Consider the following 24573-nt stretch of genomic DNA (forward strand, 5'->3'; position numbering starts at 1 on the left):
ATGCGCATTGCAATTTCTGGTTCCCATTCGCTCGGTAAATCAACAGTGGTTAGGGACTGGCTTCATTCCAATCCTGATTATTTATGGGAGGATGAGCCCTATAGGGTTCTATCTTTTAATGGTCCCTATGAAATTGCCTTTCAAGACAAGTCAACCAGGTTGCATAATGGCTTGCAACTATTCTATAGTATTAGCAGGTTGCATAGATATGATTCCAGTGAATGCAATGTGATATTTGATCGCTGTCCAATTGACTATCTTGCCTATTCTCAATACACCGCATTCCAAGCCACAACGGATATAGATAAGGAGTTTGTGCTAACGATGGTAGATGCTGTTCGAGAATCTTTGGATCATCTTGACATTCTTGCTTTTATACCTATTTCTGAGCAGTGGCCCGTGCCCATGGAGGATGACGGAATCAGGCCTCCCGACCTGGAATATCGCAATAGCGTGGATATGATCTTTAAGCAGATATATAGAGATGGCTTGTTTGATCTGTTGCCAGCCTTTGAAAAGCTCAAGTTGATCGAATTAGTGGGTGATTCAGAATTGCGATTGAAACAAATCCAGCTGGCAATTGAGAGTATTAGTGCTAGCCGCTTTGCTGGTTCATGATAATCGGAGTGCCAATGCGAGCCGATTCAATAATCGCATCTGCCAGTTGCAGGCCATTTATGGCATGTTCAAGATTAGCTGTTTCTGATTCAACCCCCTGGCTTGCGCATTTCACGAAATCATCTAATTCTTCTCGCAATGCTCCATAAATCCTACCGTTATATTCCGGCCACAGAATGCTATCTGGTGAGCTGGTTCCCGATGAATCCCATATTTTTAAGGGGCTATCTAGTGATCTCAGCTGCACTGTTTTGTTGCTGCCCACAACCACTAATTCGGCATCAATGCAGCCGTTCCAGTTGCTAGTGGTAACATTTGCCGGCGCCCCTGGGGGAACAAACCAGCTGGTTTCTGTAATGCCAATGCAGCCATTTTCAAACTTTATCAGGGCAATGCAGGCCTCTGGTGATAAGTAATTGCCCAATCGGCGCTCATGGGCAAAAACACTAATTGGTTTGCTTCCTGTGAGCCATAGTAATAAATCTAGATCATGAATTGATGATTCGTAAATGGTGTGTACTTTCTCTGCCGTTGCTGTAAACCAAGAACGGCTTAAATTCCGTTTAGTGCGGATGGAAATCAGCTCACCAAGATCTTTTTGATGGATTTGCTGATGGATAATTCTGTGATTAAGTTCATATCTTAATATGAGGCCAACCTGTAGTATTGAGCCACTATTTTCGGCAGCCTGTTTTAAGTTTTGAGCATTTTTGTAATTTGAGGCAAGTGGTTTTTCTATGAATACAGGTTTGCCTGTGGCAAGTGCTTGCAAGCAATGTTGCTCATGTTGATCGTTGGGAGTTACTATTACGATTGCATCAAGATCAGGATCCTTGATTAGTTCTTCTGCTTCTTTGTATCGACGTTTAACACCATAAAGCTCACCAATTTCCTCTAGTTGTTCGTGGCGTGTTTCAGCAATAGCTAATAATTCAACATTTGCCATTGAGCTCAATACCTTGGCATGCATGATGCCAAATCGACCCAAACCGGCTAAACCAATTCTCAATTGATAGCTTGGTTTCATTTGAAGGCATGTTTTCTATAAGCCGGTGACTGGATTTGAACCTGCGACCTACTGATTACGAATCAGTTGCTCTACCCCTGAGCTACACCGGCATAACAGCCAAATTAGCATCGCAAAAGCAATCACTTTCCCAATGACAGATCCTTCTCGCTTGGATCCAGAGTTACGCAAACGGCTACTCCAAGAGGCTCGCACCCCCTGGAGAAGCCTGCGCAGGGCCCTCTGGTTTGCCCTTTTCGCCTCCGCCGCAGTTGGAGCCGCCACCATGGCTATGCGCGGTGCCAGCGGTGGTTTGGTCCCCCTCACGGATCTCGGCATCCAAGTGGCTGCTTTGTTGCTCAGTGCTGTTTTGATCTGGTTTGATCGCAATCGCGAAACGTAAAAGCGGGCGGAATTGCCATTGAATTAGCAGTAGTAAACCAAAAGCCCAAAGCAAGCTTTCGGTGCGGCTTTGCCCTTGCCAAGGGGTGAGCTGATTAAATGACCCAGCCCGTTGATCAAACCAGATCAAAATTGGCAATTGAATTAGGGCAGTACTAAATAACAACAGTTTATTTAATCCGCTTAGAATTTGAGGCAGCAAAATAGCAACTGCCCACAGCAAAAGTATTTCTAACTTTGGCGCCGGCCCCGGATCGCTTGCGGCAAGTATTAGTTGCAGCAGCAACAATTCCAACGGGAGCAAGCCAAGGCTGAGCAGCGGCAGCCAAGCAGCCATTAGCTACTAAGGGTGCGGCGTTGGGTGACCATTTTGTAAGCCACTATGCGATCACCATCTTGCCAATCGGCAAACCGATCGCAGCCGATGCCACATTCAAAGCCTGTATTTACTTCTTTAACATCATTTTTAACACGTTTTAGTGAATCAAGATCGCCGGCATAAACCTGTTGTTTACCGCGGAATAGGCGGAATTTACAGTTTCTTTGCAAGCTACCACTGGTTACATAGCAACCAGCAACTGCGCTCTTACCGATGCTGAATACTGCCCGCACTTCAGCTTCGCCAAGGGGTTGTTCCACCAATTCAGGTTCCAGCAGGCCTTCCATGGCAAGCTGAATATCCTCTAGAAGTTTGTAGATAACATCGTAATCGCGAACATCAACCCCAGCTGCTTCCGCAGCCCGTTTGGCTCCAGATGCTAAAGAGGTGTTGAAGCCAATAATTACGGCACCAGATGCAAAGGCTAAATCCACATCTGTTTCGGTGATCTCACCGGGGGCGGAGAGTAGAACTCGCACTTGAACCTCCCCTTGGGGCAGTTGTTCAAGCATGCCAAGAATTGCCTCAACACTACCTTGAACATCAGCCTTAAGTATTAAGTTGAGCTCCTTGAGTTCACCTTCGCTTGCTTGGCCAGACATCGAAGTAAGTGATACCCGCCTTGATGCCATCTGCTGGGCCAAACGGGTGGCTCTGGCTTCGCTGGCTCGATCACCAACCACTGCCCTGGCTGCTTTCTCATCGGTATAAACCTCAAATTCATCCCCTGCTGCCGGCACCTCACTGAAGCCCAGCACCTCAACTGCCGATGAGGGACCAGCCTGTTTTACCCGTTTGCCAGTGTCGTCTACCATCGCTTTCACCTTGCCCAATACCGGGCCTGCCGCCAAAACATCCGAAGGACGCAAGGTGCCGTTTTGAATTAGGAGTGTGGCCACAGGACCCTTGGCTTTATCGAGGTGGGCTTCGATAACAGTTCCCTTGGCCATTCGATCTGGATTTGCCTTTAGATCTTCTACCTCGGTAACTAAAAGAATCATTTCCAAAAGGGAATCAATTCCGGTTCCTTTAAGTGCACTTACGGGCACCATCACAGTGTCACCACCCCAATCTTCTGGCAGGAGATTTTGATCCGAAAGTTCTTGTTTTACTCGATCAAGTTGGGCGCCTTCTTTATCAACCTTGTTGATGGCCACCACAATAGGAACTTCAGCCGCTCGAGCATGGCTAATTGCTTCAAGGGTTTGGGGTCGTACGCCGTCGTCTGCTGCAACCACCAACACGGCAACGTCGGTTACCTTTGTGCCTCGAGCCCGCATTGCCGTGAAGGCTTCGTGGCCAGGGGTATCTAGGAAAGTAACTGTGCGCTGTTCATCCCCGTGGGGTACATCCACCTGATAGGCACCGATGTGTTGGGTGATGCCACCAGCTTCACCTGCGGCCACACGGGTTTTTCTAATCGCATCAAGAAGGCTGGTTTTACCGTGGTCTACGTGGCCCATCACCGTTACCACCGGCGGCCTGCGAATTAGGTGCTCAAGGTCGCTTGCCTCGATCATTTCTACGGTTTTCTTTGCCGCTTCTTCAACATCGTCTTGAAGAACAGGAACACCAAATTCCTCGGATACTGTCTCGATTGTTGAGAGGTCGAGGGTTTGGGTAACAGTGGCAATAATTCCCTTGAAAAATAGGGATTTAATAATTTCGGAACTCTCAACACTAAGCATGTCTGCTAATTCCTGAACGGTGAGATTTCCCTCAGGAATAACAAGCATTTCAGGCCTTACCTGTTTGGCATCACGGGCGGCACGCAATTCCATTGCCCGGCGCCGTTGCCTTTGACGGGTGGTTTCTTTTTTGCGGCGGCGTAAAGCAACTGGTTTTGCTCCCCCACTGCTGGGCGAAACCCTTGGTTTGCTGGGTCTTGCAAGACTGGCTTGAAGCACAACTGCTTCCTGCTCTCCGGCAAAACCACTGGTTTCAGCCGTTAAGGAGTCGTCATTTTCACCAATGATGTGAACTTTTTGGCGTTGCTTTTGGGGCGTGCGGCTCCGCAATGCTTCCAATTTGGCGCTGTCGTCCCAATCAGGGCGCCGTGGTTTGCCTGCGGCAGTACCTGGGGCAGCAGCTGGCCGAAATCCTGGCCGCTTGGGGGGCGCATTTGGCGCAGTAGGTGCCCCTGGGCGTGTTGGCGCTTCACTGCCTGGCCTGCTGGGTACAACGCGCCTAGGCCCCTCGGGGGCGGGTCCCCGTGGGGCTCCAGGTTTCTGGAGTTGCATCAATTCGCCAGGTGCCACAGGCTTACGCATGGCGCTGGGCCCTGGCCTCGTGGGAGGGGCGGCCGGATCCCGTCGCATTGGTTTACCAACCAATTCCAGCGATGAAGCTGGAGGGCGACCGTCGGGTTCACCGCGACGGGGTTGGGCTGGTGCTCCCGCTCTGATAACTGGTGCGCCTGGTCTTTGTGGGGCAGGGGGGCGTTGCGGCGCTCCGGCACGCATGGGTACCGCTGGACGGTTTTGATCACCACCCCTGGTGGTTGTTTGACCGGGGCGACTGGGTTGTGATTTGCCCGGTGCAGCTGTGGGCCTTGCTGGTTTTGAAATCACCACAGGCTTTGGCGCTGGAGGCTTGATCGTGGCCACTGGCTTGGGAACCACCACTGGCCTAGCAGGAACCACTGGCTTGGCGACCACCACAGGCTTGGCGACCACCACTGGCTTGGAAACCACCACAGGCTTGGCGACCACCACAGGCTTGGCGGGCGCCGCTGGCTTGGCAGGCACCACAGGCTTGGCCACCACCACAGGCTTGGCGGGCACCACTGGCTTGGCGACCACCACTGGCTTGGCGGGCACCACAGGCTTGGCGACCACCACAGGCTTGGCGACCACCACTGGCTTGGCGGGCACCACAGGCTTGGCGACCACCACAGGCTTGGCGACCACCACTGGCTTGGCTGGGGCACTCACAACAGCCACTGGTGCTGAGGGGCCATCGACAGTTGCTTTTTTAACCGTGAGGATTTTGCTGGCGGCTGGAGCCGCTTGGCCCTTTAAAAGGGTGCGAATTTTGGCTGCTTCGCCATCGCTGATGGAGCTGCTGTGGCTTTTCGCCGCAATCGACAGCTTCTCCGCAGCCTCGAGCACATCTCGGTTGTCGAGACCAAGGTCTCGCGATAGCTCATAGATCCGGACTTTGCCGCCGCTCGTCATGCAGGTCTCCAATGGACGGGGCACCATGTGCCTCCGTGCCCGTCACAATGACGGGACGGTATTCATATTGCCTGAAGGGTTGCCGAAAAGGCCGAATCCCTCTGCCCCAGCCTTGCGGCGAGGGTGCTGTAAACGGCGTCTTCAACGTTCACCCGTAGGGCCCGTTGTAATTTTCGCCGTTTGCGTGCATCTTCCAGGCATGGCTGCGTTTGGCAGAGATAGGCCGAACGGCCCATGCCCTGGTCAAGCTGCACACCTGCGCCCCCCGCTAGTCGCACCACTCGCCATAGGTGCTGGCGATCAACCAGGCTACGACAGGAAATGCAGCGTCGGAGAGTGGCCATTAGGTTCACCGAACCTCAGTTGATTGTTCTTCGCCATTGGCATCTTCGAGATAATCTTCTTCTATGGGATAGAGCTCACGCAAACGTGCATCCTCTTCGGCGCGGGTTGCTTGCTCCGCCTCTAAACGCGCTTCAGCTTCAGCTTGTTGACGTTCATCCTCTTGACGCAATTCGATAAGTTCAGCAACTTTTTCGTCCTCGGAGGGTTGGTCGTATTCAGCTGAATTTTTAATATCTATTTTCCAACCGGTTAAGCGAGCGGCAAGCCGCACATTTTGCCCCTCCCTGCCGATCGCCAAACTGAGTTGATCGGGCGGCACAAGCACATGGGCATGTTGCCCTTCTGGATCTACTAATCGCACCATTTCCACCCGTGCAGGGCTGAGCGAATTGGCAAGATATTGAGCTGGATCAGCAGACCAACGAATAACATCAATTTTTTCACCCCGCAATTCGTTTACAACCTGTTGAATTCGAGAGCCGCGGGCACCAATGCAAGCACCAACCGGGTCTACCTCGCGCTCAACGCTGTCAACAGCAACCTTTGTGCGAGGGCCCACAGCTCTTGATGGTGGATTCGCTTCTCTGGCAACGGCAACTATTCGCACTGAACCCTCTTGGATTTCAGGTACTTCATTCTCAAATAAATAAACCACAAGGCCTGCATTGGAGCGGCTTACAAACATTTGAGGGCCACGCCTTGCAATTTCTGAAACCTCTTTAAGAAATACCTTAAAAGTGGCATTAGCCCGATAGTTGTCATTTGGCAGTTGATCTCTGCGGGGGAGTTCTGCCTCCACTTCAGGCCTGCCAAGGCCGCTGCTAACAGCCATAATTACGCTCTGTCGTTCAAAACGTATAACCCGTGCAGTGAGTACTGGATCCTCTAGGTCTGCAAATTCTTCCTGGATCATTCGTCTTTGTTGATCCCTTAGCTTTTGGGCTAATACCTGCTTGGTGGCAGCGGCTGCCATGCGGCCGAATTCATCTTTTTCCGGGGTTACATCTAATACAACCGTGTCGCCAAGTTGTGCATCATCTGCAACCTGTTGAACTTCTTCAAGTGCTATTTGATGATCTTCGCTTTCAACTTCTTCCACAATTATTTTAGAAGCAAGAACGCGAAAACCCTCTTCATCTAGATCTAGACCAACGTCGAAGTTGCTAAAATATTCCTCATCAAATGGATCTTCACTAATGCCCAAATAAAGCGTGCGTCGATAACGTTCATAGCCTTTCAATAGCGCTTCGCGCAATGCTGCTTCCACAACGTTTGGAGGTAGCTTTTTCTCTTCGCTGATGTCGTCGATTAGGGTTGATAAACCCGGCAGCATTACGAGCGCCATAACTAAAATTCTCGGAGTGTGGGAAGAAAAGAAAAATTGGTATGTAAAGGGGCTTAGGTCTCGGGGCTACTCAGGCGAACTTCGAGTACCTCTGGTATTGGAATTCGCACAATTCGGCCCCGAAGATTGATCTCCACTGCTTCGGCATCACGGCCGAGTAGGGAGCCCTCGCGGCGAAGTTCAGTGCCGGAGCTGTCCCGATGCAGAACACTCACAGGAAAACCGCGAAAACTGCGGAAGTCCCGATCATCTTGAAGCACTTCCCCCACCCCAGGGCTGGTTATTTCAAGAACATAGGCCCCAGGGATTAGGGATTCCAATTCCAATGCTTCGCTGAAAGCACCACTAAAAGTGGCGCAATCATCGAGGCTGATGCCAGTGCCATTGCTTCTAGCCAATGCAATAACTAAAGCTTGGGGGTTGCGATGGCTATGTAGAGCAACGGTTTCGATGCAAAACCCCATTGGAGAAGCAACGCTAGACGCGAGCTTTTCAAGGGGGGTAATTAGGGGATGGGCCAAGGGCAGGGAACTCGAGGGGCCTCCCGGCCCCGCAATCGCAAGTTATTAACGATTGCCCAAAATCTTCAGCCAAGGGGCTCAAGGTTTTGGAATGCCTGCCGGGCACATCAAGATCTTAAGGGTTGAGCTCAATGGGAGGGGCTTCACCGTAGAAGTCTGTGGGGTTTGGCTCACTGCGTAAGGCGGGGTTTGAATTAATGCATCCCCCCCTTTCCTGGGCGTATTGGCATACCCGTGCCCATAGTTTTGCCCGGCTGCCGTTGGCACCGGCGCTAAAGCGCACTTCATTGGCCGACCCCAAGGCTGGGTCGATCGTTGCATTACACAAAGGGCAGACTTGGGCAGGGTTAGCCAAGATTTAAAAGCTGATCCCTAAAGGTTAAGTCCCCTATCAGGCCATAACGGTTTTTTTATGACCGTTTCTTTGCTTCAGCTCAGCGATCCCCACCTGCTGGCCAATCCCAGCGGCTGGTATCGAGGTGTGCAACCCCTGGTGAACTTTAAGCGTGGTTTACAAATGGCCCTTAGCCAGATCCCACGCCCACCTGATTTATTGCTGCTAACTGGTGATTTGTGTCAAGACGAAAGCTGGGCTGGCTATGGAATGCTGCGGGATGTTTTAGAAGCATTTGCCTTGCCAACGGCTCTCCTTGCCGGCAACCACGACCATCCCCAGTTATTGAGGTGTTGCTTAGCACGAACGGCCCAGGTTGCTCCGGCTTTGATTTCTTTGGGCGAGTGGAACCTGTTGATCTTGGATAGCCACTGGCCTGGGGCGGTTGATGGTTGGGTTTCGCAAAGCCAGCTGCAATGGGCAACAACTGCCTTGAGCAAAAAGAAACCAGCCTTGTGCAAACAAAAAAATCCCTTGATTGTGGCTGTGCATCATCCCCCTGAAGATCAGCGGGAGGGTGACGCTTTGCTCACTGCATTGGCCGATCTTGCACCACTGAAAATCGTCTTGATGGGACATATCCATCAGCATCGCCGCAACCTTTGGGCTGAAACCGTTTTGCTTGGTTGCCCATCAAGCTTGATCCAGTTCAATCCCACCCAAATGTGCCCTTTGGGTTTGCCCCATCAATGTGGGGGCCGTTTTTTAGAATTGGAAGGGGATGGCAGTTGGCGTGAAACACTGCTGCGCTGGCCTAACTAGGCTCATGCAGTATTGGCTTTAAAACAATTGCTGCGGGTTTGTTTAGCGATTATTTATTGCCTTGGGATTGCCTTGGTGAAGCCAGCTCCAGCTTTTGCTGAGCATGGTTTTGTGGCCCAAGCTGTTGCCCGAACCGCCCCTGCGGTGGTTCGCATCGATACCGAGCGTGAGGTTCGCAATCGCGGCTTTGAGCCAGGTTTGGAAGATCCCTTGCTGCGGGAATTATTCGGAGATCTACCCAGTAGCCACCGGGAAAATGGTCAGGGTTCTGGAGTGTTGATTTCAGCTGATGGCTTGGTATTAACCAATAACCATGTGGTTGATGGGGCTGACCGCGTACAGGTAACGCTTGCTGATGGACGTCAACTCGATGGCGCTGTTGTGGGTACAGACCCCGTAACTGATTTGGCAGTAGTGCGGCTTCCAGATGGCACTAAAGGTCTTAAACCAGCTGCATTGGGTGATTCGAATGATTTGGCTCCCGGGGATTGGGCCATCGCTTTGGGTAATCCCTATGGCCTAGACAGCACAGTGACACTCGGCATTGTTAGCAGTTTGCACCGCAATATTTCAAGCCTTGGCTTTACCGATAAAAGATTGGAGTTAATCCAAACTGATGCCGCCATCAATCCAGGAAATTCAGGGGGGCCGCTATTAAATGAGGCAGGGGAAGTGATTGGCCTCAATACTCTTGTGCGGGCTGGGCCTGGTGCTGGATTGGGCTTTGCCATACCGATTAATTTGGCCCGCGGGGTGGCTCAAAGCTTGGCCACGGGCACTCCCGTGGTGCATCCCTATTTGGGCTTGCAGCTGGTGCCCTTAACGGCGAGCAAAGCCAGAGACCATAACTCCGATCCCAATGCTCTCCTGCAGCTACCTGAGCGGGATGGCGCCTTAGTTCAACAGGTATTACCCCAGAGTCCTGCAGCAAAAGCGGGCCTTCATCGGGGTGATTTGGTTATCTCTGCCGGTCAAAAACCAGTTCATGCACCCGCTGATTTATTGGCGGTGGTGGAGGGTTCAAAGGTTGGTGAAGCGTTGGACTTAGAAGTGTTGCGCGGTGAAGAAAGCCTGAAATTGCCCATTCGTCCGGCACCCCTGCCCGAAGCAGCGGCCCAGGGATAAGAGGTGCCGAATAGCTTCCATTGCTAGGTTCGGCCCAACCAAAGAAGAAGCGATGACAACCCTGCAAGATCAGATGAAGCAGGCCGTAGCTCTGGCCGCAGTGGATCAAATCAGCAGTGGGATGGTGCTTGGGCTTGGCTCTGGCTCTACCGCGGCTTTAATGATTAAAGAACTGGGAGCCCGCCTGAAAGATGGCCGCTTAAAGGATTTAGTTGGTGTTACCACCTCGTTTCAGGGGGAGGTGCTTGCCGCTGAGTTAGGCATTCCGCTCCAGGCTCTAAATGCGGTTGATCGCATTGATCTAGCCATAGATGGCGCAGATGAAGTAGATCCTGGTTTTCAATTAATTAAGGGTGGTGGTGCCTGCCATGTGCAGGAAAAGCTGGTAGCCGTTAGGGCTGAGCGATTTGTGGTGGTGGTTGATGCCAGCAAACTTGTGCAAACCCTCAATCTTGAGTTCCCATTGCCTGTGGAGGTGTTGCCTGGGGCGTGGCGTCAGGTGCAAGCCCAGTTGAACAGCATGGGCGGTGAGGCTCAGCTGCGCATGGCTGTAAAAAAGGCGGGCCCCGTGGTTACCGACCAGGGTAATTTGGTGTTGGACGTGAAGTTTGCAGGCGGTATTAATGAACCAGCTGATTTAGAATTAGCAATAAATAACTTGCCGGGGGTTCTGGAAAATGGCCTATTTATTAATCTCGCTGATCAAGTTTTAGTAGGTGAAATTATTGATGGAATGCCGAGAGTTAGAGATATGGCTAAGGGTTAATTCTTTTGAGTAGTTTATTTAAGTTGCTTGTACCAGGTTTTCTGGTTGGTATTGAGCTACATTTTCTTTTTCCTTTACTTAATAGTCTTTGGCAAATGCAGCAAGTGGCGCTGGCTTGGCCTCACTTGGTAGCTGATTCTGCAGTTTTTCTAAACCAGCCAGAGCTAAGCGCTGGTCTTGAGGGTTTAAGAGGTTTATTCATACCTGTTAATGAGCATAGACTAGTCATAAGTAGATTTGTGGCTGTGCTGCCTCTATTAACTCATCGCCCCATTGGCTCTTGGAGTGTAATGGTGTCGATGTTGTTGTTGGGTGGTTGCATTATTGCATTCAACAGATGTTTATTCCTGTTGAATGACAATCGAAATTTCTTGGCTCGGCTTGTGGTTCTGTTGGCTGGAACCATCCTGATGCTTAATCCATGGCAGGCGGAAAATCTGATTTGGGATATAAATCTAACGTGGTTTTTCCATAATTTTCTTTTGCTTTTCGCGGTATCAATTTTATTGTCACAGCAAGCTCGTGTGCCAATTTGGTTTGATGTTTTGCTGCCACCTTTGGCAATATTTAATGGTGGCCAAGGTTATGCAGTGTTGCTTGCGGTTGGATTTGTGAGGCTGGCATTGTTCGGGCGAAGATTGCTAATGCCAATAATTTTAGTAATTGTTTTATTGTTGAATTCTTTGCTGCCATCTGGCCATCAGCAGGCTAACTCGTGGGGGTTCAGTTTTGAATTCTTATTTAGCATGCTTAATAATTGGTGGCCAATGGCTGGAGTGTGGACGTTGTTCTGTATTTGTTTGATTGGATTTCAGGTTTGGTTTATTGAATTTGATTGGAATAATACCCAGTTAAGGCAGTTGTGGATTGCCGCTATCCCCATAATTTATGGCTTCTTGTTTAGTATTAGTGTTGATCTGAGTCGCTCTTCCATGGGGCTTATGATGGCTAACAGAGAAAGCTACGTTACTCCATTGTTGATGATCGGCATTGGATTATTATTGGTTGGTTGGAAAATAAGTAATCTTGCTAGAAAAGATACATCAAGCTACTTGCAGGTTGCAATTTTGCTATTGCCTTTAATCGTTTTGATCCCAAGTTTGGAAGCGGGTTTTTCTAGGGCCCGTTTTTTTCAGCAACAACGAAGAATGTTGAATGAGCAAGATCGTAGGATTACATGGTTTCACTGCCTTGAGCTTGAGCAGGGGGCAGCGCCAAGTAATTGCCCCCTTACCCCTCTCTATGACCGTTGGGATTTAATTAGAAGGGCATTTATTGGTAAAAAGTATGTTTATATTGCTGCTGGCAAAAAATCAGATCTCCAAGCTCATAATGAGTTAATGCAGCAAGCAGGTGCTGATTTGAATCGTAGGTATTTGATGAAAAAGCAGGTTAATGGAGTTAGCTTAATAGTTGCCCGTAAGGATGGTGTGGTAAGGATGGGCGACCAATTAATGCAAAAGATGCCTGGTGAAATCCCTAGGGTATTCAAAATAAAAAAATGAATTGTGCTTATAATCCGTCTAAACGTAACCGCACGGATTCCCTGTGGCTGTGCAACCCCTCGCTGGCGGCAAGCTCCATTATTGCTGGCCCGGTTGCTTGCAATGCCCTCTGATTAAAGCCGATTAAACTAGTGTGATGCATAAATGTTTCAACACTTAGGGCACCGCTAAAGCGAGCAGTACCGGAGGTGGGCAGGGTGTGATTTGGCCCCGCTAAATAATCCCCAGCTGCTTCAGGTGTGTATTTACCCAAAAAGATGGCGCCAGCTTGTTGAATGCGATCTGCCAGGGCTTCAGGATCTTTAACTTGTAGCTCTAAATGTTCAGGTGCGAAGCGATCGGATAACTCTGCCGCCTCTTCAATGCTGTTGCAGAGCACTACTAAGCCCCAATCTCGAATGGAAGCACTGGTTAGTTCCTTCCTAGGGTGGTTTTCCAGTTGCCTTTCAACTTCAAGCGGCACGGCTTGGGCCAGCTGCGGGCTGGTGGTTAGCAAGATGGCAGCTGCGAGGGGATCGTGTTCCGCTTGGGCTAGTAGATCTGCGGCCACCAAAACTGGGTCTGCACTGTCGTCGGCAATGATTAAAACCTCGCTTGGGCCCGCTAGGGAGTCGATGCCAACCCGCCCAAATACTGCTTTTTTGGCCAGGGTTACATACAAGTTGCCCGGCCCAGTAATCACATCAACCTGAGCAATGCTCTCGGTGCCAAAGGCAAGGGCTGCAATTGCCTGGGCGCCCCCAACTCGGTAGATCTCATCAATGCCGGCCAAGTGGGCGGCCGCTAGAACCGTTTGATTGATTTCACCATCGGCGCCCGGTGGGGTAACCATCACCCTCTGCTTTACCCCGGCCACTAGGGCAGGGATGGCGTTCATCAATACGGTGCTTGGGTAGGAGGCGCGGCCACCTGGCACGTATAGGCCCGCCCGATGCACCGGCCGCCAACGACGTTTAAGCGTTTCGCCGTAGGGGCCATTTATCTCCAGGTTGTTTGGCAATTGTTGAAGATGAAAAGCGCGGATCCTTTCATTTGCAAGCTGCAGCGCCTGTTGTAGAGGGGCGGGAGTGAGTTGCCATGCCCGCTCAAGGGCCTCTGGGGGCACCCGCAATTCATTGATGGCTACCCCATCAAAACGTTCGGTGTAATCCATTAGCGCCTTGTCGCCCTCTCGTTTAACCCGTTCGATGATCGAATCAACGGTGAAACGCACCTCCTGCAATTTGGGGCTTTCTGTGCGGTTTTCAATGGCCACCAGCAATGGGGCTGCTGCCCTTGGATCGCTTAGTAGCTTCAGCAACATGGCTGCGTAATTGAGCTGTTTAAATCAAGTTACCGTTTGATGGGTATGCAAGGCGCTAGGATTTTCGTTTGCCGTTCCGCGCCGAGAACCCCCTGTGGCCAATAACAAGTCTGCTGAGAAGCGCATCCAGATTGCTGAGCGCAACAGGTTGCAAAACCGCACCTACAAATCTGCGTTGCGCACCCTGATGAAGCGTTGCTTCAGCGCCTGTGAGGCCTATGGCAGCAAGCCCGGGGCTGAATCCAAAGTGGTTGTGCAGGATTCACTGAGCGCTGCCTTCAGCAAAATCGATAAGGCTGTGAAAGTGGGTGTGATGCATCGCAATACCGGTGCAAATCAAAAATCCCGTTTGAGTGCAGCGGTAAAAAAAGCAACACAAGAACTCGCTGCGCCAACAACAGCGGTTTGATTCCATAATCGGATCAGATATTTCTTGATCCTTAAAAGTGACGGTTCAACCCCTGCTGCCACTAATCGACAGCCACTGTCACATCGTTTTTAGGGAATTTGACGACGACCTAGCGGTAGTGGCTGAGCGATGGCGCAAGGCTGGGGTTTGCGCTCTGCTGCATGCCTGCGTTGAACCGGCAGAAATCCCTGGCATTAGAGCCCTAGCTGATCGCTTCCCTGAATTGCGCTATTCAGTTGGCGTTCATCCCCTTGATCCCCAGCATTGGGCAAGCAATACGGTTGATGTTTTGAGGGAGGCGGCCCTTGCTGATAGCAGGGTGGTGGCCATAGGTGAACTAGGACTTGATCTATATCGAGCTAAGAATTTGCAAGATCAGTTGCAGATGCTCACGGCTCAATTGAATTTGGCTGAAGAGTTGCAGTTGCCGGTGATCATCCATTGCCGCGATGCGGCAGCGGAAATGGTGGATTTACTGCAATCCCGCAAAAGCAAGGGCCATCACATATCCGGGGTGATGCACTGCTGGGGGGGAACAGCCGCGGAGATGGAGTTGTTCCTGGAATTCGGTTTATTTATCAGCTTCAGCGGCACAGTTACCTTTCCAAAAGCCCAAGAAACCCACCAATGCGCCCGCCAGGTGCCGGCAACGCGTTACCTAGTGGAAACCGACTGCCCATTCCTGTCGCCCGTGCCCAGGCGCGGCAAGCGAAATGAACCGGCCATGGTGCTCCATGTGGCTGAGCGGGTAGCTGAATTAAGGGGTGAGAGCCTTGAGCAGGTGTGCCTACAAAGCAGTGCCAATGCGGCCCAGCTTTTTGCATTGCCTTATCAGGCTCCTGCCTAGGTTTCGCTTTCCCGACATCTTCCTTGACAGAACCGGGGGGCATCTGGGTAAGATCAACCATTGGCCTCCGACTTCGCGGGCTTTGTTGCCGAAGGTTCCCCTGGTCTCCATCCATTGAGCAATTGCTGATCAAGGCCGCCCCCTGCTCACGTGGGGGGCGGCCCTTGGCTTGGCGATGGGCAGATGGGAGAGCAAGGGCTTTTATCAACAGTTTTTATTCCACTTCCGTTCTGCAGGTCTACGCATGAGCAGCGCGATTCAAGTCGCCAAGACTGCCACATACCTCCCTGATCTCGTGGAGGTACAACGCGGGAGTTTCAAATGGTTTTTAGAGAAAGGTTTGATCGAGGAGCTTGACAGCTTTTCGCCAATAACCGACTACACCGGCAAACTTGAGCTCCATTTTGTTGGCACGGAGTATCGCTTAAAACGCCCTCGCCATGATGTGGAAGAGGCGAAGCGTAGGGATGCAACTTTTGCTTCCCAGATGTATGTAACCTGTCGATTGGTTAATAAGGAAACCGGCGAAATCAAAGAGCAAGAGGTTTTCATTGGCGAATTGCCTCTGATGACTGAAAGGGGCACGTTTATTATTAACGGTGCCGAAAGGGTAATCGTTAATCAAATTGTACGCAGTCCCGGTGTATATTTTAAGGATGAACAGGATAAGAACGGTCGTAAAACTTACAATGCTAGTTTAATACCTAATCGTGGAGCGTGGCTCAAGTTTGAAACTGATAAGAACGATTTGTTGCATGTGCGTGTTGATAAAACCCGCAAAATTAATGCCCATGTAATGATGCGGGCTATCGGCCTATCTGATAACGATGTTCTCGATAAATTACGCCACCCTGAGTATTACCGTAAGTCTATTGAAGCGGCTAACGAAGAAGGAATTTCCTCTGAGGATCAAGCGCTTCTCGAGCTTTATAAAAAGCTAAGGCCGGGGGAACCACCCTCTGTTAGCGGTGGTCAACAGCTATTGCACAGTCGCTTTTTCGACCCCAAGCGTTACGACCTTGGTAGGGTTGGCAGATACAAAATTAATAAAAAATTACGCCTCACAATCCCCGATGCGGTAAGAACCCTTACCCCTGAGGATGTGCTTTCAACGATTGATTACTTAATCAATCTAGAATTAGATGTGGGTGGCGCCACCCTCGACGACATTGATCACCTTGGTAACCGCCGCGTTCGTTCCGTTGGTGAATTACTTCAAAACCAGGTGCGGGTTGGCTTAAACCGACTCGAGCGAATTATTAAAGAGAGGATGACTGTTGGTGAAACCGATTCTTTAACACCCGCCCAATTGGTTAATCCTAAGCCTCTAGTGGCAGCGATCAAAGAATTCTTTGGTTCCAGCCAGTTAAGTCAGTTTATGGATCAAACAAATCCCCTGGCAGAACTTACCCACAAAAGGCGTATTAGCGCCCTTGGCCCCGGGGGACTTACCAGAGAGAGGGCTGGCTTTGCCGTACGTGATATTCACCCTTCTCACTACGGGCGCATTTGTCCAATTGAAACACCGGAAGGTCCTAATGCTGGCCTGATTGGTTCATTGGCTACCCATGCAAGGGTTAATGAATATGGATTTATTGAAACACCATTTTGGCGGGTGGAAAATGGCCATGTAATTAAAACCGGCGACCCTATTTATATCGCCGCCGATTTAGAAGATGAATGCAGGGTTGCCCCCGGCGATGTGGCAACTGATTCAGATGGGAAAATTACCGCTGAATTGGTGCCTGTTCGTTATCGCCAAGATTTTGAAACGGTGCCCCCAAATCAGGTGGACTATGTGCAGTTGTCACCTGTTCAGGTGATTTCAGTTGCTACTTCCTTGATTCCTTTCTTGGAGCACGATGACGCCAACCGGGCTCTGATGGGCTCAAACATGCAAAGGCAGGCGGTGCCTTTACTTAGGCCCGAGCGACCTCTTGTTGGCACTGGCTTGGAAACCCAAGTGGCGAGGGATTCGGGAATGGTGCCGATCACCAATGTGAATGGTGAAGTTGTATTTGTTGATTCAACCCAAATCATTGTTCGTGATGATCAGGGAAATGATCACTATCACCTGCTTCAAAAGTATCAGCGTTCAAATCAAGATACTTGCTTAAACCAAAGGCCAATCGTTGGCCAGGGCGACAAGGTTATAGCTGGTCAGGTTTTAGCAAATGGCTCCGCTTGCGAAGGTGGTGAAATTGCCCTTGGTCAGAATGTATTGGTGGCGTATATGCCATGGGAAGGCTACAACTATGAGGATGCAATCCTTGTTAGCCAGCGATTAGTACGCGAAGATTTATACACATCTGTACACATTGAAAAGTATGAAATTGAGGCTCGCCAAACAAAGCTGGGACCTGAGGAAATAACCAGGGAAATTCCTAATGTGGCTGAGGAAAGCCTTGGCAACTTGGATGAAATGGGTATTATTAGAATTGGTGCTTTCGTTGAAAGTGGTGATATTTTAGTGGGTAAAGTTACCCCTAAAGGTGAATCGGATCAACCCCCTGAGGAGAAACTTCTTAGGGCCATATTTGGCGAAAAAGCCCGTGATGTTCGTGATAATTCCCTGAGGGTTCCTAATACAGAAAGAGGTAGGGTTGTAGACGTTCGCATCTACACCCGCGAACAGGGTGACGAGTTGCCGCCGGGGGCAAACATGGTGGTGCGTGTTTACGTTGCCCAGCGCCGCAAGATTCAAGTTGGCGATAAAATGGCTGGTCGCCATGGCAATAAAGGCATCATCAGCCGCATTCTTCCCCTCGAAGATATGCCTTATCTGCCCGATGGCACCCCCATAGACATCGTGCTCAATCCCCTTGGCGTACCTAGCCGCATGAATGTGGGCCAGGTTTTCGAATGCCTAATGGGTTGGGCTGCAGATAACCTCCATTCCCGATTCAAGATCGTGCCTTTTGATGAAATGCACGGCGCAGAAAAATCGCGGGAAACCGTTCAGATGTATCTGGAGGAAGCCAGGAAGCAGCCCGGCAAAGACTGGGTTTATAACCCCGATAATCCCGGCAAAATCCAATTGGTTGATGGCCGCACCGGCGAGCCCTTTGATCAGCCGGTAACCGTTGGCAGGGCATACATCCTCAAGCTTGTGCACCTGGTAGACGACAAAATCCACGCCCGCTCCACCGGGCCCTACTCCTTGGTTACCCAGCAACCTCTGGGGGGCAAAGCTCAACAGGGAGGCCAGCGCCTTGGTGAGATGGAGGTTTGGGCCCTTGAGGCCTATGGCGCCGCCTACACCCTGCAGGAATTGCTCACGGTTAAATCCGACGACATGCAAGGTAGAAACGAAGCGCTCAATGCGATCGTTAAGGGCAAACCAATCCCCCGCCCAGGCACACCTGAATCGTTCAAGGTGTTGATGCGAGAGCTGCAATCCCTCGGCCTTGATATCGCTGTTTACACAGATGAAGGAGCTGAGGTGGATTTGATGCAAGACGTCAACCCCCGCCGCAGCACCCCCAGCCGGCCCACCTATGAATCCCTTGGCGTAGCCGACTACGACGAGGATTAATCCACCCGCTTAAAAATTGACCTGAAGCCCCCCTTTGCCCTCCGGCCATGACCAACAGCAACACCCGTACCGAAAGTCACTTCGACTACGTCAAAATCACGCTCGCTTCCCCAGAGCGCATCATGGATTGGGGCCAGCGCACCCTTCCTAACGGCCAGGTGGTGGGCGAAGTTACCAAGCCGGAAACCATCAATTACCGCACCCTTAAGCCGGAGATGGATGGGCTGTTTTGCGAGAAGATTTTTGGCCCTTCCAAGGATTGGGAATGCCATTGCGGCAAGTACAAACGGGTGAGGCACCGGGGCATTGTTTGTGAACGCTGTGGTGTGGAAGTTACCGAAAGCCGCGTGCGCCGCCATCGCATGGGCTTTATTAAGCTCGCTGCCCCCGTATCCCATGTTTGGTATTTGAAGGGTATCCCAAGCTATGTGGCAATTCTTTTAGACATGCCCCTTCGGGATGTGGAGCAGATTGTTTATTTCAACTGTTATGTAGTGCTTGAACCCGGTGATCATAAAACACTCAAATATAAACAACTTCTCACTGAAGACGAGTGGCTTGAGATAGAAGATGAGATTTTTGCTGAAGATTCTGAAATCGAAAATGAGCCAGAAGTTGGCATCGGTGCAGAAGCCCTCAAGCGGCTTTTAGAAGATCTTGAATTAGTGAAAATTGCGGAAGAATTGCGCGAGGATATTAATGGCAGCAAGGGGCAGAAACGCGCCAAACTTATCAAACGCTTGAGGGTAATTGATAATTTCATCGCAACAGGCGCGCGCCCTGAATGGATGGTTCTCGATGCCATCCCTGTGATCCCGCCCGACCTGCGGCCAATGGTGCAGCTTGATGGTGGTCGATTTGCTACTTCAGATCTAAACGACCTCTACCGCCGCGTTATCAACCGCAACAACCGTTTAGCAAGGCTTCAGGAAATTCTTGCGCCTGAAATCATTGTGCGCAATGAAAAAAGGATGCTTCAGGAAGCAGTTGATGCCCTGATTGATAATGGTCGCCGGGGCAGAACCGTAGTTGGTGCTAACAACAGGCCTCTTAAATCCTTGAGCGACATCATTGAAGGTAAACAGGGCCGCTTCCGTCAGAATCTTCTTGGTAAAAGGGTTGATTATTCTGGCCGATCTGTAATCGTTGTGGGCCCTAAACTTAAAATGAATCAGTGCGGTTTGCCTAAGGAAATGGCAATCGAGCTATTCCAACCCTTTGTTATTCACCGTTTAATTCGTCAAAATATAGTTAACAATATAAAAGCGGCCAAGAAGATGATTCAAAGGGCAGATGATGAGGTTATGCAGGTATTGCAGGAGGTTATTGATGGCCATCCAATCATGTTGAATCGCGCCCCCACCCTGCACCGTTTAGGTATCCAAGCATTTGAACCAAAACTCGTAGACGGTAGGGCTATTCAGCTGCACCCCCTGGTGTGTCCTGCTTTCAACGCAGACTTCGACGGTGACCAAATGGCCGTCCATGTACCCCTATCCCTTGAGGCTCAAACCGAAGCCCGAATGTTGATGCTGGCAAGCAACAACATTCTTTCTCCAGCTACAGGTGAACCAATTATCACTCCATCACAAGATATGGTGCTGGGTTCCTACTACCTCACCGCAACCCGTAAAGAAAACCCAATACCTGAATTCGGTGATCGAGCATGGAGTTTTGCCAGTTTGAGTGATGTTTGCAATGCCTTTGCTGAAAAACGCATCAGCTTGCACGATTGGCTTTGGGTTCGATTTAGCGGTGAGGTGGAAGACGATGACGAAGCAACGGAACCCTTAAAGAGTGAAACCCTTAGCGATGGCACCAGGGTTGAGCAATGGAAATACCGTCGTGATCGCTTAGATGAAGATGGTGCGCTGATTAGTCGCTATCTTCTAACAACTACAGGTCGTGTGGTTATGAACCGCACAATCATCGATGCGGTGGCCACCAGGTAATACGCCCCTGCTTGTTTGAATTCAGCCAAATCTTCCTACCCCCCTCCTGTTAAAGGTCATGACCAGCACCTCCAAGCCCGCCGCCCGTAAATCTTCAAGTAAGTCGAAGGCAGCTAAGGCCGCAGAAGCCGCTGCTCTTGCGGCTGCAGAAGCCGCCGCAAAACGTGAGCCATCCAGGATTCCACCCCCCTTCCGAAATCGAATTATCGATAAGAAAGGTTTGCGTGGCTTAGTGGCTTGGGCCTACAAACACCATGGCACCGCAGCTACGGCCGCGATGGCAGACGATCTAAAAGATTTGGGCTTTCGCTTTGCTACCCAGGCGGCGGTTTCCATATCTGTAGATGATTTGAAAGTTCCCGACGACAAGCCCCAGTTGCTCGAGGATGCTGAAAAGCAGATTACCCAAACAGAGGAAAGATATCGTTTAGGTGAAATAACTGAAGTTGAAAGGCACACCAAGGTAATTGACACCTGGACTGAAACAAACGAACGTTTGGTGAATTCAGTTAAGCGCAACTTTGATGATAATTTCCCCCTGAATTCCGTATGGATGATGGCTAACTCTGGTGCCCGGGGCAACATGTCCCAGGTGCGTCAGTTGGTTGGCATGCGTGGCCTGATGGCCAACCCCCAAGGGGAGATTATCGACCTGCCGATTCGCACCAATTTCCGCGAAGGTTTAACCGTTACTGAATATGTGATCTCCTCCTATGGAGCGCGCAAGGGTTTGGTGGATACTGCCCTGCGCACCGCTGATTCCGGTTATCTCACCAGGCGTTTAGTTGATGTTGCCCAAGATGTAATCGTTCGGGAAGACGATTGCGGCACTGTGCGCAGCATCATCGTTGCGGCAGAAGATAATGGCCGTTATCGCAATCGTTTGCTCGGCCGATTGGTGGCTGAACCCGTTATTGATGCCGAAGGCACCGTGATAGCTGAACGGGACACAGAGATTGATCCCATTTTAAGTAAGCAGATTGAAAAAGCTGCTATCAAAGAAGTTCGTGTGCGTTCACCACTTACCTGCGAAGCCGCTCGTTCAGTTTGCCGCAAATGCTATGGCTGGGCCCTAGCGCATAACGAATTAGTTGATCTTGGTGAGGCGGTTGGCATTATCGCAGCCCAATCCATTGGTGAGCCTGGCACTCAGTTAACTATGCGCACTTTCCACACCGGCGGTGTGTCAACTGCTGAAACTGGTGTGGTTCGTTCTTTGGTGGATGGAATTGTTGAATTTGATTCAAAGGCTAAGGTTCGCCCCCACCGCACTCCCCATGGTGTGGAAGCTCAGATTGCAGAAGTTGATTTCAGCCTCACCTTAAAACCAACCACAAAAGGTAAAGCACAGAAACTAGACATCACCACAGGTTCTATTCTGTTTGTTGCTGATGGCGCAAGTGTTCCGAACGACATAATTCTGGCTCAGATTTCTAGTGGCGCTGCTGTTAAGAAGAGTATTGAGAAGGCAAGTAAGGATGTTATTTGTGATTTGGCCGGTCAGGTTCGCTATGAAGATGTAATTCAACCCAAGGAGGTTCCCGACCGCCAGGGCAACATCACCTTGAAGGCCCAGCGCTTAGGAAGGCTTTGGGTTTTTGGCGGCGACGTTTATAACTTGCCCCCCAATGCATTCCCGGTTGTTAAAGGTGCTAGCAATGTGCACAATGGCGATGTTCTAGCCGAAAGCAGGCAGATCAGTGAATATGGCGGCAGCGTAAGGCTAAGGGAATCTCAAGGCGATTCAAGGGAAGTTGAAATTGTTACTTCCAGCTTGTTATTAAAGGATTGCAAGCTTATTGCAACCACTACCCACAGCGGCCAGATCTGGCACCTTGAAGGTAAAGACAACATCAGATATCGCTTAAATACTGAGCCTGGTACAAAGATAGCCAATGGTGAGGTGATTGCAGAACTTACCGACGATCGCTTCCGCACTCAAACAGGCGGTTTGATTAAATTTGCCCCTGGCCTTGGTATTAAAAAAGCCCGTAGCGCAAAACACGGATATGAGGTTTCTAAAGGTGGAACCCTGCTCTGGATTCCCCAGGAAACCCATGAAATAAATAAAGATATATCCCTTCTGATGATTGAGGATGGCCAGTGGATTGAAGCTGGTACAGAGGTGGTTAAAGATATATTCAGCCAAACCGCAGGCATTGTTACTGTTACCCAGAAGAATGACATTCTACGTGAAATTATTGTTCGTTCTGGAACCCTGCATTTAGTAACTGATAGCAAGGTGTTAAGCCGTTTTGCTGACGAGGGCAAGATGGTAAACCCGGGCGAAGAAATTGCAGCTGGATTGGTGGCTGAATCAATGCTATTTGTGGAATCCGTTGATACACCAGAAGGTGGGGCATTACTGCTCCGTCCTGTGGAGGAATACGCGATTCCTGATGAGGCTCACCTGCCTGAACTTGGCACCGTTAAACAAGCAAATGGTCCTTCCCTCGGCCTTAAGGCTGTGCAACGGCTTACCTTTAAAGATGCTGAATTAGTTAAATCAGTTGAGGGAGTTGAGCTTCTGCGTACCCAACTAATTCTTGAAACTTTTGATACCACGCCACAAATGACGGTAGACGTTGAGATGGTGCCTGATAAGCGGGCAAAAACCATCGATCGCCTCCAGCTTGTGATCCTTGAATCTCACCTGGTGAGGCGGGACACCCTTTCAGATGCCAGCCATGGCTCCACCCACACCGAAGTAAAGGTGGCTGATGGGGATTCAATAAAGCGAGGAGATGTTGTTGCAACTGTTCAAATCCTTTGCAAAGAAGATGGTGTTGTGCAACTTCCAGATAGCGTTGAAGGGGAGCCAATTAGGCGTTTGATAGTTGAAAGGCCAGATGATTTGTTGGTAGTTAAATTGCAAAATGAGAAGCCCAGCGCAGCCATTGGTCAACGCATTGTTGAAGGTGAGCAACTCGCTTCAGATCTAATCGCCCCCCATAGCGGTCAGGTGGAATCGATTGGGCCTGATTCGATCTCTCTACGGGTGGGCCGCCCCTACATGGTTTCACCGGATTCCATCCTGCACGTGCGCGATGGCGACTTGGTGCTTCGCGGCGATACCCTTGCTCAGCTGGTGTTTGAGAGGGCCAAAACTGGCGATATTGTTCAGGGTTTGCCCCGTATTGAAGAATTGCTGGAAGCCCGTCGCCCCAGGGATTCAGCTGTGCTGTGCCGCAAGGCGGGCAGCGTGAAGATTGAACAGAAAGAGGATGAAGACGCCCCCACTGTTTCAGTGATTGAAGGTGATGAATTGAGCACTGAATATCCCATTTTGTTAGGGCGCACTGTGATGGTGAGCGATGGTCAATTGGTTGAATCTGGTGATCTCCTAACCGATGGCCCCATCAATCCCCATGAACTTCTTGAAGTTCTATTTGAGGATTTACGCTCGCGCAACGCATCTATGGATGCTGCTAATCAAGCCATTTCACGCTTGCAAACAGCGCTTGTTCAAGAGGTGCAAAACGTTTACAAGTCCCAGGGCGTGACCATCGACGATAAACACATCGAGGTGATTGTTCGCCAGATGACCAATAAGGTTCGTGTTGAGGACGCCGGTGATACAACCCTGCTTCCAGGTGAATTGATTGAATTGCGTCAGGTGGATCAAGTCAATCAGGCCATTGCCATTACCGGTGGTGCCCCTGCTGAATTCACCCCAGTGCTACTTGGTATTACCAAAGCATCTCTCAACACCGATAGCTTCATCTCGGCTGCTTCCTTCCAAGAAACAACTCGTGTGTTAACTGAGGCGGCGATCGAAGGTAAGAGCGATTGGTTACGCGGCCTGAAGGAGAATGTAATCATCGGTCGTTTGATACCAGCGGGTACAGGCTTCAGTGGCTTTGAAGAGGAGTTGAGGGCAGAGGCCGGTCCCCATCCAGATATTCTCGATGAGGAAAATGCTAGTTACCGCAGAGCTAGTGCCCTCCGCCCCGACTACACAGTTGAGATGCCTCTGCCCCAGCCCACCGCTGCAGTGCTGGATGATCCCTCCGACGATGAACTCCAAGCCACCCGCAGTCGCCATGGCATAGCTGAAGGTAGTAATTTTGCTGCCTTTGCCCGCCCTGTGGGTGACGATTTGGATCAAGAGCAATTGCTGCCTGATCTAGAGGCACTTGAGGGTTTGCAGGAAGAAGGTTTACTCAGCGAGGACAGCTGATAG

18 protein-coding genes and 1 tRNA gene are annotated in these 24573 nt (G+C 50.4%); 11 read left to right on the forward strand and 8 right to left on the reverse strand.

The genetic code is table 11. The features are described 5' to 3' along the window. Window positions 1–618 carry an AAA family ATPase gene (locus KBY68_RS08115; protein WP_255096691.1) on the forward strand — a complete coding sequence of 206 codons (618 nt, stop codon included), beginning with the start codon at window positions 1–3 and terminating at the stop codon, window positions 616–618. Here KBY68_RS08115 and KBY68_RS08120 read toward each other — a convergent pair. Both KBY68_RS08120 and KBY68_RS08125 read right to left on the reverse strand, forming a co-directional pair. Continuing rightward, window positions 596–1645, reverse strand: coding sequence for a Gfo/Idh/MocA family protein (locus KBY68_RS08120; protein ID WP_255096692.1), 1050 nt, complete (start codon window positions 1643–1645; stop codon window positions 596–598). The two genes, KBY68_RS08115 and KBY68_RS08120, sit on opposite strands and share 23 nt — an antisense overlap. 20 nt (window positions 1646–1665) lie before the next feature. Further along, a tRNA-Thr gene (locus KBY68_RS08125) sits at window positions 1666–1737 on the reverse strand. Between the two features lie 41 nt (window positions 1738–1778). Between KBY68_RS08125 and KBY68_RS08130 the strand changes: the two genes are divergently transcribed. Further along, window positions 1779–2027, forward strand: a complete 249-nt coding sequence (locus KBY68_RS08130) for a DUF3493 domain-containing protein (RefSeq protein WP_106499495.1) — start codon at window positions 1779–1781, stop codon at window positions 2025–2027. A gap of 335 nt (window positions 2028–2362) precedes the next feature. Here the strand turns inward: KBY68_RS08130 and infB are convergent, their stop codons facing one another. The 5 genes from infB to nblD all read right to left on the reverse strand — a co-directional run bounded on the left by infB (window position 2363) and on the right by nblD (window position 8147). Beyond that, window positions 2363–5581, reverse strand: coding sequence for a translation initiation factor IF-2 (gene infB / locus KBY68_RS08135; RefSeq protein ID WP_255096727.1), 3219 nt, complete (start codon window positions 5579–5581; stop codon window positions 2363–2365). A 62-nt stretch (window positions 5582–5643) separates the two neighbouring features. Next, entirely contained in the window at window positions 5644–5925 is a 282-nt protein-coding gene (locus tag KBY68_RS08140; protein ID WP_255096693.1) for a YlxR family protein, read from the reverse strand. 5 nt (window positions 5926–5930) lie between these two features. Beyond that, window positions 5931–7271, reverse strand: coding sequence for a transcription termination factor NusA (gene nusA, locus KBY68_RS08145; RefSeq protein ID WP_255096694.1), 1341 nt, complete (start codon window positions 7269–7271; stop codon window positions 5931–5933). 53 nt (window positions 7272–7324) lie between these two features. After that, a complete protein-coding gene (locus KBY68_RS08150) occupies window positions 7325–7792 on the reverse strand; it encodes an LSm family protein (protein ID WP_255096695.1) in 468 nt (155 codons plus the stop codon). A gap of 115 nt (window positions 7793–7907) precedes the next feature. After that, entirely contained in the window at window positions 7908–8147 is a 240-nt protein-coding gene (gene nblD / locus KBY68_RS08155) for an NblD family protein (protein WP_255096696.1), read from the reverse strand. A 57-nt stretch (window positions 8148–8204) separates the two neighbouring features. Here nblD and KBY68_RS08160 point away from each other — a divergent pair, with 57 nt between their 5' ends. Genes KBY68_RS08160 through KBY68_RS08175 form a run of 4 tightly spaced genes read left to right on the forward strand, consistent with a single transcriptional unit; the run spans window position 8205 to window position 12344 of the window. Beyond that, window positions 8205–8948 (forward strand): metallophosphoesterase family protein, encoded by a 744-nt coding sequence (locus KBY68_RS08160; protein ID WP_255096697.1) that lies wholly within the window; start codon window positions 8205–8207, stop codon window positions 8946–8948. Window positions 8949–8960: 12 nt separating this feature from the next. Next, on the forward strand, window positions 8961–10073 hold the full coding sequence (locus KBY68_RS08165) for a trypsin-like peptidase domain-containing protein (protein ID WP_390625593.1): 1113 nt from the start codon (window positions 8961–8963) through the stop codon (window positions 10071–10073). A gap of 52 nt (window positions 10074–10125) precedes the next feature. Beyond that, on the forward strand, window positions 10126–10839 hold the full coding sequence (gene rpiA, locus KBY68_RS08170; RefSeq protein WP_255096698.1) for a ribose-5-phosphate isomerase RpiA: 714 nt from the start codon (window positions 10126–10128) through the stop codon (window positions 10837–10839). Window positions 10840–10862: 23 nt separating this feature from the next. Beyond that, window positions 10863–12344 carry a hypothetical protein gene (locus tag KBY68_RS08175; RefSeq protein WP_255096699.1) on the forward strand — a complete coding sequence of 494 codons (1482 nt, stop codon included), beginning with the start codon at window positions 10863–10865 and terminating at the stop codon, window positions 12342–12344. A gap of 7 nt (window positions 12345–12351) precedes the next feature. Here KBY68_RS08175 and hisD read toward each other — a convergent pair whose 3' ends face one another. After that, window positions 12352–13647: a histidinol dehydrogenase gene (hisD, locus tag KBY68_RS08180; protein WP_255096700.1), complete on the reverse strand. Its 1296-nt coding sequence runs from the start codon at window positions 13645–13647 to the stop codon at window positions 12352–12354. A 94-nt stretch (window positions 13648–13741) separates the two neighbouring features. Here hisD and rpsT point away from each other — a divergent pair, with 94 nt between their 5' ends. From rpsT to KBY68_RS08205, 5 genes are all read left to right on the forward strand, one after another. After that, window positions 13742–14056: a 30S ribosomal protein S20 gene (rpsT, locus tag KBY68_RS08185; protein WP_255096701.1), complete on the forward strand. Its 315-nt coding sequence runs from the start codon at window positions 13742–13744 to the stop codon at window positions 14054–14056. Window positions 14057–14093: 37 nt separating this feature from the next. Next, window positions 14094–14903 carry a TatD family hydrolase gene (locus KBY68_RS08190; RefSeq protein WP_255096702.1) on the forward strand — a complete coding sequence of 270 codons (810 nt, stop codon included), beginning with the start codon at window positions 14094–14096 and terminating at the stop codon, window positions 14901–14903. A 244-nt stretch (window positions 14904–15147) separates the two neighbouring features. Next, on the forward strand, window positions 15148–18438 hold the full coding sequence (rpoB, locus tag KBY68_RS08195) for a DNA-directed RNA polymerase subunit beta (RefSeq protein WP_106499504.1): 3291 nt from the start codon (window positions 15148–15150) through the stop codon (window positions 18436–18438). 47 nt (window positions 18439–18485) lie between these two features. Further along, window positions 18486–20390, forward strand: coding sequence for a DNA-directed RNA polymerase subunit gamma (locus KBY68_RS08200; RefSeq protein WP_106499505.1), 1905 nt, complete (start codon window positions 18486–18488; stop codon window positions 20388–20390). Window positions 20391–20448: 58 nt separating this feature from the next. Next, entirely contained in the window at window positions 20449–24570 is a 4122-nt protein-coding gene (locus KBY68_RS08205; protein ID WP_106499506.1) for a DNA-directed RNA polymerase subunit beta', read from the forward strand. Window positions 24571–24573: the final 3 nt, after the last annotated feature.

The sequence above is a fragment of the Synechococcus lacustris Maggiore-St4-Slac genome, from assembly GCF_024345595.1.
Lineage (GTDB): Bacteria > Cyanobacteriota > Cyanobacteriia > PCC-6307 > Cyanobiaceae > Synechococcus_D > Synechococcus_D lacustris.

Bases quoted from the DNA above. Each gene is read 5' to 3' on its own strand.
- KBY68_RS08115 (WP_255096691.1), top strand. From the start codon at position 1: ATGCGCATTGCAATTTCTGGTTCCCATTCGCTCGGTAAATCAACAGTG.
- KBY68_RS08120 (WP_255096692.1), bottom strand. From the start codon at position 1,645: ATGAAACCAAGCTATCAATTGAGAATTGGTTTAGCCGGTTTGGGTCGA.
- KBY68_RS08130 (WP_106499495.1), top strand. From the start codon at position 1,779: ATGACAGATCCTTCTCGCTTGGATCCAGAGTTACGCAAACGGCTACTC.
- infB (WP_255096727.1), bottom strand. From the start codon at position 5,581: ATGACGAGCGGCGGCAAAGTCCGGATCTATGAGCTATCGCGAGACCTT.
- KBY68_RS08140 (WP_255096693.1), bottom strand. From the start codon at position 5,925: ATGGCCACTCTCCGACGCTGCATTTCCTGTCGTAGCCTGGTTGATCGC.
- nusA (WP_255096694.1), bottom strand. From the start codon at position 7,271: ATGGCGCTCGTAATGCTGCCGGGTTTATCAACCCTAATCGACGACATC.
- KBY68_RS08160 (WP_255096697.1), top strand. From the start codon at position 8,205: ATGACCGTTTCTTTGCTTCAGCTCAGCGATCCCCACCTGCTGGCCAAT.
- rpiA (WP_255096698.1), top strand. From the start codon at position 10,126: ATGACAACCCTGCAAGATCAGATGAAGCAGGCCGTAGCTCTGGCCGCA.
- hisD (WP_255096700.1), bottom strand. From the start codon at position 13,647: ATGTTGCTGAAGCTACTAAGCGATCCAAGGGCAGCAGCCCCATTGCTG.
- rpoB (WP_106499504.1), top strand. From the start codon at position 15,148: ATGAGCAGCGCGATTCAAGTCGCCAAGACTGCCACATACCTCCCTGAT.
- KBY68_RS08200 (WP_106499505.1), top strand. From the start codon at position 18,486: ATGACCAACAGCAACACCCGTACCGAAAGTCACTTCGACTACGTCAAA.
- KBY68_RS08205 (WP_106499506.1), top strand. From the start codon at position 20,449: ATGACCAGCACCTCCAAGCCCGCCGCCCGTAAATCTTCAAGTAAGTCG.